This is a genomic window from uncultured Brachyspira sp. (assembly GCF_934747485.1).
GTDB lineage: Bacteria > Spirochaetota > Brachyspiria > Brachyspirales > Brachyspiraceae > Brachyspira.
The window spans coordinates 1-11,178 of record NZ_CAKVGN010000084.1; the positions used below are offsets into that span (position 1 = coordinate 1).

The 11,178-nt window shown below is 25.8% G+C and carries 10 protein-coding genes; 1 reads left to right on the forward strand and 9 read right to left on the reverse strand.

Annotated features, from left to right (window positions below):
- Positions 1-59: 59 nt before the first annotated feature.
- Positions 60-662, reverse strand: coding sequence for a tetratricopeptide repeat protein (locus Q0H31_RS11865; protein WP_295298453.1), 603 nt, complete (start codon positions 660-662; stop codon positions 60-62).
- A 710-nt stretch (positions 663-1,372) separates the two neighbouring features.
- Positions 1,373-2,773 (reverse strand): MATE family efflux transporter, encoded by a 1,401-nt coding sequence (locus Q0H31_RS11870; protein WP_295298454.1) that lies wholly within the window; start codon positions 2,771-2,773, stop codon positions 1,373-1,375.
- 370 nt (positions 2,774-3,143) lie between these two features.
- Between Q0H31_RS11870 and Q0H31_RS11875 the strand changes: the two genes are divergently transcribed.
- Positions 3,144-4,028 (forward strand): DUF1796 family putative cysteine peptidase, encoded by an 885-nt coding sequence (locus Q0H31_RS11875; RefSeq protein ID WP_295298456.1) that lies wholly within the window; start codon positions 3,144-3,146, stop codon positions 4,026-4,028.
- Positions 4,029-4,146: 118 nt separating this feature from the next.
- Here Q0H31_RS11875 and Q0H31_RS11880 read toward each other — a convergent pair whose 3' ends face one another.
- The 7 genes from Q0H31_RS11880 to Q0H31_RS11910 all read right to left on the reverse strand — a co-directional run bounded on the left by Q0H31_RS11880 (position 4,147) and on the right by Q0H31_RS11910 (position 11,060).
- A complete protein-coding gene (locus tag Q0H31_RS11880; RefSeq protein WP_295298458.1) occupies positions 4,147-5,103 on the reverse strand; it encodes an alpha/beta hydrolase in 957 nt (318 codons plus the stop codon).
- 433 nt (positions 5,104-5,536) lie between these two features.
- The gene (locus Q0H31_RS11885; RefSeq protein ID WP_295298460.1) at positions 5,537-6,163 is read right to left on the reverse strand and encodes a CatA-like O-acetyltransferase; all 627 of its coding nucleotides are present in this window, start codon (positions 6,161-6,163) and stop codon (positions 5,537-5,539) included.
- A 170-nt stretch (positions 6,164-6,333) separates the two neighbouring features.
- Positions 6,334-7,188: an aldo/keto reductase gene (locus tag Q0H31_RS11890; protein ID WP_295298462.1), complete on the reverse strand. Its 855-nt coding sequence runs from the start codon at positions 7,186-7,188 to the stop codon at positions 6,334-6,336.
- A gap of 15 nt (positions 7,189-7,203) precedes the next feature.
- Complete coding sequence (locus tag Q0H31_RS11895) at positions 7,204-8,832, reverse strand: AMP-binding protein (RefSeq protein ID WP_295298464.1); 1,629 nt, start codon at positions 8,830-8,832, stop codon at positions 7,204-7,206.
- Between the two features lie 23 nt (positions 8,833-8,855).
- Positions 8,856-9,512 (reverse strand): hemolysin III family protein, encoded by a 657-nt coding sequence (locus Q0H31_RS11900; RefSeq protein WP_295298465.1) that lies wholly within the window; start codon positions 9,510-9,512, stop codon positions 8,856-8,858.
- Positions 9,513-9,566: 54 nt separating this feature from the next.
- Entirely contained in the window at positions 9,567-10,019 is a 453-nt protein-coding gene (locus Q0H31_RS11905) for a dual specificity protein phosphatase family protein (protein ID WP_295298467.1), read from the reverse strand.
- Between the two features lie 198 nt (positions 10,020-10,217).
- The gene (locus Q0H31_RS11910) at positions 10,218-11,060 is read right to left on the reverse strand and encodes an HAD-IIIA family hydrolase (RefSeq protein ID WP_295298469.1); all 843 of its coding nucleotides are present in this window, start codon (positions 11,058-11,060) and stop codon (positions 10,218-10,220) included.
- Positions 11,061-11,178: the final 118 nt, after the last annotated feature.

Sequence of the window (11,178 nt, forward strand, 5' to 3'; positions counted from 1 at the left end):
AGTTGAAAAACAGTTGGAAATTATATATAATTTAGCAAGAAAGGAGCTTTTTTAGTTATCTAGGACAGCCCCTTATTTTTTATAAGATAGATATTTGCTCTATTTATATATGGCTCTGGATGACGTACTTTATCAATATTTATATTTATGGATTTTGATAAATCATCTAAAGCTAAATTATATTTTTCTATATATGCATATAATGTTCCTCTATTATAATAATATCTATAATCTTCTTTTAATGATATAGCATTACTATATTCAGTTATTATTTCATTAAATATTTCTGTAATCTCTGTAATATTATATTTTTTTATATTTTTAGTATAATAATAAAATTTTGCATTACCTAAGTTATAATATATTTCTGAAACTGAATTATCTATTGATATGGCTCTTTTAAAATAATCTATAGCTTTTTCAAATTCTTTTTGTAAAAAATATTCTACCCCTTCATTATTTAAATTATTTACTTCATCTTTTGAATTATTTTTTACTGCTATTAATTTTGATTCACTAAAAAATTTTTTTATATATGGAAATTTTTCTAATATACTATCTATAGGAATACTAATATTTATAGTTATAAATGATGAATTTATAATTTGATAAGTATTTATAGTTCCAGTATTATTGTTTTGACCTTTTATTATATTTTTCATATATTTATAATTGCCTTATTATTAATATAATATATAATTATTTAAAATAAATTCAAGGATTTTTTATGGATTGTAATATTTTTTTATATATAAAAAAATATTTTATAAAATTTATAAAATCATAAAATCTAAACCTAAATTAGAGAATAGCAACAGTATAGATGGGCAAAATAACAATAATGGAACAATAGTAAATAATCAAAAAGTAATTAAAAAAGATAAAAATAAAAAGTAAATATTATTAAATATTTATCATTTTTATACAATTTAATATTGCTAGAGCTTTATTCAATAACAAGTTTCATATTTGAATATTATTGCTATTTTTGTTTAATGTCAATTATATTATGATTTATATTTAAAAATTTATTAAACGCACGGTTAAGTTAATTTCTAATATAATGAAATTTGAACTAAAAATGAAACTATATTTTTAATTTTGCTCTGCGTGCGGTTGTAGTAAAGGCACCACAAATAAAAACTTAAAAATATATTTTTTACAAGCTTAAAAATTTTTAGTCTATATTTATACAATAATTTTTTATAAACTTTTTCCCGCCTTACACGGTGTGGACTTCGTCAAAGAACCAAAAAGTGCAAATAAATAAAATAATACTAATTAATTTTATATATATTTATTTTAATAAAAAAGGCATGCATCATAAATGCATGCCTTCAAAATAATTAGCTCTTATGTTTTTTATATATAGTTATACATTAGAGTAAACCGCCTCTGATGAAGCCTCTTTATTATTCTTTTCTTCTTCTAATGCCTTTCTTTTCATTTTTTGGTAAATATAAATATACATTACACTTGCCATTAAAACTGTAACTATATCGGCTATAGGCTGTGCCCATATAATACCTTTTATGCCGAATAATTTTGTACCTATAAGTATTGTAGGTATAAATGCTATTCCCTGTCTGCTTATAGAAAGTATTAAAGAAGGAATTGATTTTCCTAATGCTTGGAATGTGGACATAAATACAAATTGAAAGCCTATTATAGGAGCTATTGAATAACTTGCTACCAAGAATCTCACTCCATAATCAATTACCTCTTCATTGTTGATAAATACAGCTACAGCTAATCTTCCAAATATTAAAGACAAACCTAAAAGTAAAAATCCTATTATTACGCTTACAGCACAAGATATTTTAATAGCCGCATTCATTCTTTTATAATTTTTAGAAGCAAAGTTGTATCCCACAAAAGGCTGAAGACCTTGAGCAAGACCAATAAATACCAATACTACAAGAGTAAATATCCTCTGTGCTACACCCAAACCAGCCACAACATTATCACTATATCCAGCAGCCAAATTGTTTATAAGTATATTTGAAGCACTCATAAGTATGTTGTTAATAGAAACAGGTATACCTATTGCAAATACATTTGAAAGTATATCAGACTTCAAAGAAAACTCTTTAAAATGTATTGATAAGAAAGATTTTTTTCTTAAAATATGGTATATGTAGTAAAAAGTAGAACAAGCATTACCAATTATTGTAGCCAAAGCAGCACCAGCAACACCCATATTCATATAAAGAATCATTATAGGGTCTAATACTATATTAACTACAGTACCAATCATCATACCAATCATAGCCTCTTTTGAAGAACCCTCAGCCCTTACAATCTGCCCCATAGCCATCTGATTAACTACAAAAGGAGCTCCAAGTGCCACTATAATTAAATAATCCTTAGAAAATTGATAAGTGTTTTGACTAGCACCTGATATTTTTAATATGTCTTTCATAAATATCAAGTATATAGCCATAGAAAGAAATCCTACTATAATACTTGCATAAAAAGCAAATGCTGATATCTTTTTTACAGATTCATAATCTTTAGAACCTAATTTTCTGGATATGTAAGAACCGCCTCCTATACCAAATATATTACCAAAAGCCATAAGAAGCAAATATATAGGCATACATAATGATACAGCAGCAACCTGATTAGGGTCCCCAGTTTGTCCTACAAAGAAAGTATCTACCATATTATAAAAAACATTGACTAACATTCCTAATATTGTTGGAAGTGCTAGCGTAATTAGAGCTTTGTGTACAGGGTAATTTTCAAACAGTTCGATTTTTTTATCTGTCATACGTCTGACCTCCTATTATAAGATTGTTAAATTATAGATTATACCAAATAAAAAAATATATCAAGTAATAAAAAATGAGATTTTTTAATTTTTTTTGATATTATTATGGTATATTTATATGTAAATTTGTAATAATTTCTAATCTTATAAAAAATATAATAACTTTTTTGTATATAAGAGCATAAAAATATATTTGATTTTTTAGAAGTTTATATTATAATGTATTTTATATAATATAAAAGGTGTTTTTTGTTATGAACAGAACAGAACAGATAATATAATAAATAATAATAAAATTTTACAAGAGAGAACTATCTTAAAAGCATAGTTCTCTCTTTTTTTGTTGCATATTTTTTATTTGGAAAAATGAATGTATAAAAAATTAATTGATAAAATAGTTTGGTGGATACCATTTAAAAATATTAGAAATTTAATTAGAATGATATTAATAAATTTGTTGTATATATCTGATATAAATAAAAAAATATCCGATATAGATAAAAAGATATCGAATATAACAAATAATATTATTATTGTTGGTTTTACAGATATAGCAAATTATAATAATATAAAAAATTATAAATATGATCTTATATTCAGTATAGGTGAAAATTGTTTTACAGCATATATTTTATCAAAAAATAATTTAAGAAAGAAATCATATCCTTTTGATTGGGTAACACCATGGGATTCTACAAATAATAATATAATAAATAATTTAGAAATAATTAGAAATAGATTTAGAAATTTTTTTAATAAAGAAGATTTGAAATTTGCATTTAAAGGCGAAGGGCTTCATGATGTTTATTTTAATAATAACACATATTTATATTATCCGCATGATTTTAGTTGCAATACTGAATTTGATATAGGTTATGTTGAAAATTTTAATAAATATTCTAAAAGAATAAATAGATTAGTAAAAGAATTGGAATCTAATAAAAAAATATTAATGGTGTATATTGAACATTATAAATTAGAGAATAATTTTATAGATATTAATACTATTATAAATTATCTAAATGATATTAGAAAATTATATAATAATAATGATATTTATTTGCTTTATATAAAACATAGTTATTATATAAATGATGAAAAAATATACTTTAAAAATATTGATGATAAAATACATATGTATTTATTAGATAATTCATTTGATTATAATAATCATACAGAAGATTTAAGTTTATGGTGCAACAATTTTCAAAAAATAAATAAAATACTAAGTATGTATAATTTAATAAATGATTAATAATCATTATAGTTATTGTAAAATACTTTTTGTAAATTTGTATTATTCTTTAATATAAAATGATATTCTACAAATTATTTTACATATTTAATTTTATTATATAAATATACTATATTTCTTATTTTCTATACTTTTTTATAAAATTTTCAACTACATCAAACATATCTTTAGTCCAAAACTGCCAACCGCCATGGTCAGCATTTTTTACAGTATAAAACTCATAAACTCTATTTTCTTCTTTTAATTTATCAGCTAAAATTTTACTCTGACTAAATGGAACAACACTGTCAGCATCGCCATGTGCTAACAATATCGGAGGCAAATTATCAGCTTTTGAAATCTCATAATAAGGACTTGCTTTTTTTGCTTCCTCAGGAAAATCATAAACATTTTTTCTACCTATTAATATGCCTTCAGGACTCTCCGCATCTCCTGTAGTGGATTTTAAAGGGTCATTTCTCATTTCAAGTATATCTGTAGGCGGATAATATGCAATTATAGCATTCATATAAGGTATGGTAGTGTCATTATCACTTAAAGGTATTGCCATAAATAAAGCAGTATGTGCCCCTGATGAAGTCCCCCAAACAAATACATTATTAGTATCTACATTATATTTATCAGAATTATTTATCATGAAATCAAGTGCCTCTCTCGCATCTTCAATTTGTGCTGGAAAAATTGCTTTATCGCTTGGTCTATATTCTGATATAGAAACAACATATCCACGCCTTGCAAAATCACCCATAACTACTAAATTCTGATAAACATTCTGCTTCATCCATCTTGAACCTTGTATAAATAAAACTAATGGATATTTTGAATTTGTATCATTTCTTTTTAGTTTTGGTGTTAATATTTGAAGAGATAAATCTATGCCGTCTTTATTTGTATAAATAACATTTGGTGTGTAATTAACATTAAAAATAGGCTTTTTTTCTTCTAATACTGCATTGCCTTCTTCATCTGTGTATATTGCAAAATTATTCATACTATCATTTCCTTCGTTTTTAGACAAATCATTACAAGAAACAAAAATAAAACAAAAAATCAAAATCATTAAAATTTTTCTCATTTTATCTCCTTATGTATGTATTTACATGTTTATATTTATATATTACTAAAAAATCTATATTATGTCAAATTTTAATTATATATACCGATTCATATAAAATTTATAAATAAAATAATTAATTTTACATACCCCGCCCATTATATTTTAAAACTTAATTTAAAAAGTAAGAATTTAATTACATATATAGTTTGTTAATAAAGTAAAATACCCGCCCAAGTTTTTTTAAACTTAAAAATTATATACCGCACGCAGAACAAATTCAAAAATATAGATAAAATTATTATTTTAATTTTTTTATATATAAAAAATAAACACACCGTGCGGCAAAATAAACTTATTAATTAACATATTCATGCTAATTTGAAATAAAACATTTATTATAAAATTTAGATTTTGATAATTTTTATGTTTTTTGAAATTGCACATTAATACATTAAGTTCTTAGATTAACTATATTATCTTTCAAATTATTCACAAATAAACCTATATGATAACCATCGCAAACTCTATGATTGACCTGTATTGCAATAGGCATTAATATTTTATTAGAATCATTATAATACTTTCCAATAGTAAATATTGGAGGCAAATAATCAAAACAACTATTTATATTTAAATTAAAACCCTCAAAAGACACCCAAGGAATAGATGATATATTAAATAAATTTTTGATGTTGCAAGCTTTTGGAGAAAATGATGTGCTTGTGCTATAAGTTTTTATATCTTCAGCACAATTATTATAAAATAAATTAAAATCATCATTATATTCTGTGTATATGGATGAGAAAGTTTTAGAATTATTGTTAAATATGGTATAACTTGGATTTACAATATCATAATAACCAAGTTTAGAATCCTCAAAAGACATCTTAAACTCTTTTATGTTATTTACAGTCTTTGATATTAAATATATCATCGTAGGATAAAATTTAAAAGAACTATTTACTATATTTGACACTTCCAATTTTAAAGTAATGCTATAAGTACATTGATTAACATTAGAATAATGATAATAATGCTCTTTTCTCTCCCAATTTTCAATATCAATTATATTAAACATTATTTATACATACCTTTTAATTTTTTTATATATTTAGAATTTAAAGTGAGGCTTTTCCCTACACTTCTTTTGCCCAATATGCACCTACTCGATGGCGACTCAAAGAAGCAAAAGACTACAATTTTATATAATGTATTTTTCCAATTACTTTTGAAACAAGTACAATTTTTTTAAACTATATCCAGAGGCATTTTTCTGTTAGGTTTAGGAAACTCTTTATTTAAAAGCTCTATATCTTCTTTGTCTAATACAATCTTTTGAGAGTTAATATTTTCTAATATATGTTTTTCATTAGAACTTTTTGGTATAGGCACTCTCTTATCAAAAGACATTATAAAAGCCAATGCTATTTGACTTGATGTAGCATTATGTTTTTTTGCTATATTTTTAATGATGCCATTATTTAATATATCACTTCCCAAATCTCCAGCCTGTGCCAAAGGACAATAAGCCATTAATACTATATTTCTTTCAAGCATATAGGAAGCCAAATCAAAATCAACACCTCTTGAAGCTAAATGATATAACACTTGATTAACAGCACATTTATCTCCATTTTTTATACTCTCAAGCTCTATCATATCATCTATATCAAAATTAGAAACTCCCCAATCTTTTATAAGTCCCTCTTTTTTAGCCTCTTCCATACATTCAACTGTCTCTCTTAAAGGCACTCTCCCCCTCCAATGAAGCAAATACATATCCAAGTAATTTAGCCCCAAGCGGTTTAGAGAATTTTTTAAACTAGTAAATAAATTATCTCTCCCAGCATTATGAGGATAAACTTTAGAAACTATAAAAAGCTCTTTTCTATCTATATTTGCTTTTTTTAAGGCTTCTCCAACTATTATCTCAGCTCCTCCCTCTCCATACATCTCTGCAGTATCTATTAGCCTCACACCGTTTTCTAAAGCATAATGCAAAGCATTAATTTCTACACTGCTTTTACTCTCGTTCTCTCCCATTCTCCAAGTGCCTATTCCAAACTTAGGCATTTTGTTTGAAGATTTTAAAATATAACTCATAATAAAACCTAATAATTATTTATATAGAAACCTTTTAATCTTTTTAGTAGGGTTCTTTTCAAACTCTTCTTTTTGTATCTCAAAGTTAGCAATTCTTGCAAAATCTGGAATCAATTTATTAATATTCTCTTTGGTTTTTTCTAATTCCTTATTTATCTCTTCATCATTTAAATCTTTTATTTGCTCAGCATCTAAATATACTAAAGCATAAAGTTTATTTTCTCTTTGAACAATTAAAGATTCTAATATATAAGGCATGCTGTTTAATTTACTTTCAATCTCTTCAGGATAAATATTCTGCCCGCTCGGACCAAGAAGCATATTTTTACTTCTTCCTCTTATAAATATTCTATTTCCCTCTCCAAGCACACCCAAATCATTAGTCCTAAGCCATCCGTCACGGGATAAAACCTCCGCAGTAGCTTTAGGGTTTTTATAGTACCCAAGCATAACATTTTCACCTTTAACCATAATGTCCCCAACTTCTTCAGGACTGTTAGAATCAATCTTCACTTCTAATGTATCTATTATGCATCCGCAGCTTCTTGCCACATGTTTATCCCATGGAGAATAACTAATTAGAGGTCCGCACTCTGTCATACCATAACCAACAGTAAATTTAAAACCTATATCCATTAAAAACTTTTCAACTTCCTCATTTAAAGCACTCCCCCCAACTATTACTACATGGAAATTGCCTCCAAATGATTGCGTAAGCTTTTCACAAATCTTATTTTTTAATATTTTAGATATAAAAGGTAAATTTAATAGATTTTTCATAAGAGGCTTATCTATTGTAGGTTTTAACTTTTTGAAATAAATCTTTTCCAAAATCAAAGGCACCATAAGTATTAAGTTAGGTTTTACCTCATCAAAAGCTTTAAGCAAAATATTAGGACTTGGTATAGCACTAAGCATATATATACAAGCCCCTTTAGAGAATGGAAATAAAAAGTCAAACAAACAGCCAAATACATGTGCTAAAGGCAAAAATGAAAGTATATGGTCATTAGATTTTATAGGCATATTCTCTATTGCAAATCTCACATTGGCAGCAAGCGAATTATGATTAAGCATAACTCCTTTACTAAAACCAGTAGTTCCAGAAGTATATATTATAGTAGCCAAAGTATCATTTTCAAAAATAGTTAATGAAAAAGTCTCTCTGCTGAAATTGTCTAATTGCACGTCAAGAATCTCATTATACTCTTCTGTTAAATCATTTTTGTGGTCGAATATAGTTAAATTATCCAAATAAAATATTCTATTTAAAAAGCTCAATTTTTCTTTATCAATTTTTTCTAATATATGTTTATCCATAAAAAGATATTTAGAGCCGGAATCATTTAATATAGAAATAATATCATCTTTAGCAAAATCAACAAGTATAGGTACAACTACAGCCCCATAGCTTACTATAGATAAATAAGTTAAAGCCCAATTTGCAGAATTAGAGCCGCATAATGCAATTTTATCCCCTTTATATATCTCCATTCTTTTAAATATGGTATGCATTTTTAAAATATGTTTAGCCACATCAGAATACTTTACAAAATTATCCTTACCATAATCACAAAAAGCATTAATATCCCAATTCTCTTTAATAGAGTTAAAAATATACTCAGTAAATTTCTCATTAATCATAAACATATCTCCTTAAAAAAATATTAAACTATATTAGCGACATATCTAAACATAAAAACAGCATGACATATATTAGACAAAATTAAAAGAGAATAAAATAGAGGAAGAAATAAAGTATATCTTTTATTAACTTCATACATAGCAAGTCTATAAAACACCATAGCAATATTTAAAAGTAAAAAAGCAGTCAAATAAAGCATAGCACCATACTCTCCAACCGCTAAAGCAATTTTTTGTATAGCAATAAGCCAAACCCAATTTAGAAGAAAGTAATATATAGTCTCAGTAAATCCTCTCCACCTATAGCTAAATACACTTCTTAAAGTAATACCAAGTACGCAAAGCCCCGTAATAACTCCAAAGAAACTCCAACCCCAACCATCTTGAAGCGATATCAAACATGGAGGTATATAAACACCCCATATCATCATAATAAAAAAAGCATGTGAAAGTATATAAAACACCTTTTTAGCCTTGTTGTTGAAAGGGAAAAAATGATATATAGAGTTTATTATATAGAAAATAACAAGAAAACTTGAATAAAGCGAAAAAGAAGTAGCTTCTAAACCGTTTTTAGAGTTTACTATTAGAACAACTAAAACAGCAATAGCTGAACTTGCACATATTATACATATAATAGCACATATCTTTGAAACATTTTTTTTAATTAAAACACTCATAATTATATCTTATATTTTATTTAAATAAAGTAAATGGTCATTTTTAACTATTTACTAAAATTGCATGATGTCATTCCAATACCTTTCAAAATATCTATGCATACCTAATCCGGCAGAAAAATAATTATAAATTTTGTGAAAATCTTTTGAAGCCTCTTTGAAAGAAGAATTATTAATATAACCTTTCTTAGCCATATAAAGCAAACATATAGAAGGCGAACGCGACATGCCAAAATTGCAATGAACCAGCACTTTTTTATCCTTAATTTTTCTATCTATAAAATCTATAGCTCTTTTAATCATAGGTGAAGCATAATCATAGGAAAGACTAGATATGTCGAGCAAATTTAAATACAAATCATCATTATTCTCATAAAAAGTTTTGTTTCCAACGGCACCATTAACACCTCGTACAAAACAACTTTGACAAGCATGCACTATAGCCCCATCAAAAACGCTGCAATCATGGTCATTTCCCACATATAAATTATGACAAAGTTCAAACATAAAAATCTCCAATTGTTATACTATATTTTGTCATATAAGCTTTTTTATTCAACTTTTTCCCGCCTTCGCACCCGCAGGCACTCCATTCGGTCGCTGTGCGGACTTCGTCAAAGTCTTTACCCTTCGCCTACGCTTCGCGAAAGTGCAATTATTAGAACTTTATATCCTAAATATATATTATAATCACTTAGGTATATACTATACCAAAAATGAATATATGTCATTAACTTCTACTATATTATCAACATTAACTATATCATATACATCAGTCTTTATTAGTAAGGTTTTTAAAAAAGGTATTTTTATAATGTCGCTGTCTCTGTCCCCTATCATAAAAGAAGAAGTTAAATCTATATTATATTTTTTACATGCTGTTAAATGCATAGCAGCTTCTGGTTTTCTTAGTACTGAAAGAAGTTTATACTCTTCAACATTTCCTTTTATATGATACGGACAATAATAAAAATCATCTATAATAGCATCATGTTTTTTATACTCTTCATACAAGTAGTTATGAACATTCTTCACATCATCATTAGTATAATAATTGTAAGAAACTCCTGCCTGATTTGTGGTTACTATTGTAATATAATTTTTTTCATTGGCATATTTTACCACACCTAAAAAATCATTTTTTATTTTTACTCTATCAACCTCTCCAATATATCCAACATCTTCCATCAGCACTCCATCTCTATCCAAAAACAAAGCCTTATTAACTTTTTTATTTGCATCTGGAATATATAAAGGTATGCCGTATAAATTTCCGTTATTAAATGCTTCATCTATAACCAAATTAAAACTTTCATTATACTCAAAAACTTTATTATCATGCACAATTAAGTTTGATATAGAATATCCTGATAACGGATTTTGAATATTATCTTTTGTTATCTTATAGTTATCGTCTATGGTGTATAATTTATTATTAAAATCAAACGTAAGCCCAACAACTACTGCATCATTATTATTTAAATTTTTATAAAACAAAAGGAAAAAACTTTTTATTTTATCATATACTATTTTATCAAAACTATTCATAGCTAATAATATATTATAGTTTCATCAATATTTCAAATTTTAATAAAATGTTTAGGAGCCATACATATTGCACGTTTTTTAGTTTAAAAAAAGCAGGTATTCCTTATAATTTAATTAA

Excerpts from the sequence above, each read along its gene's own strand:
- Q0H31_RS11865 (WP_295298453.1), bottom strand. The coding sequence starts at position 662 with ATGAAAAATATAATAAAAGGTCAAAACAATAATACTGGAACTATAAAT.
- Q0H31_RS11870 (WP_295298454.1), bottom strand. The coding sequence starts at position 2,773 with ATGACAGATAAAAAAATCGAACTGTTTGAAAATTACCCTGTACACAAA.
- Q0H31_RS11875 (WP_295298456.1), top strand. The coding sequence starts at position 3,144 with ATGTATAAAAAATTAATTGATAAAATAGTTTGGTGGATACCATTTAAA.
- Q0H31_RS11880 (WP_295298458.1), bottom strand. The coding sequence starts at position 5,103 with ATGAGAAAAATTTTAATGATTTTGATTTTTTGTTTTATTTTTGTTTCT.
- Q0H31_RS11885 (WP_295298460.1), bottom strand. The coding sequence starts at position 6,163 with ATGTTTAATATAATTGATATTGAAAATTGGGAGAGAAAAGAGCATTAT.
- Q0H31_RS11890 (WP_295298462.1), bottom strand. The coding sequence starts at position 7,188 with ATGAGTTATATTTTAAAATCTTCAAACAAAATGCCTAAGTTTGGAATA.
- Q0H31_RS11895 (WP_295298464.1), bottom strand. The coding sequence starts at position 8,832 with ATGATTAATGAGAAATTTACTGAGTATATTTTTAACTCTATTAAAGAG.
- Q0H31_RS11900 (WP_295298465.1), bottom strand. The coding sequence starts at position 9,512 with ATGAGTGTTTTAATTAAAAAAAATGTTTCAAAGATATGTGCTATTATA.
- Q0H31_RS11905 (WP_295298467.1), bottom strand. The coding sequence starts at position 10,019 with ATGTTTGAACTTTGTCATAATTTATATGTGGGAAATGACCATGATTGC.
- Q0H31_RS11910 (WP_295298469.1), bottom strand. The coding sequence starts at position 11,060 with ATGAATAGTTTTGATAAAATAGTATATGATAAAATAAAAAGTTTTTTC.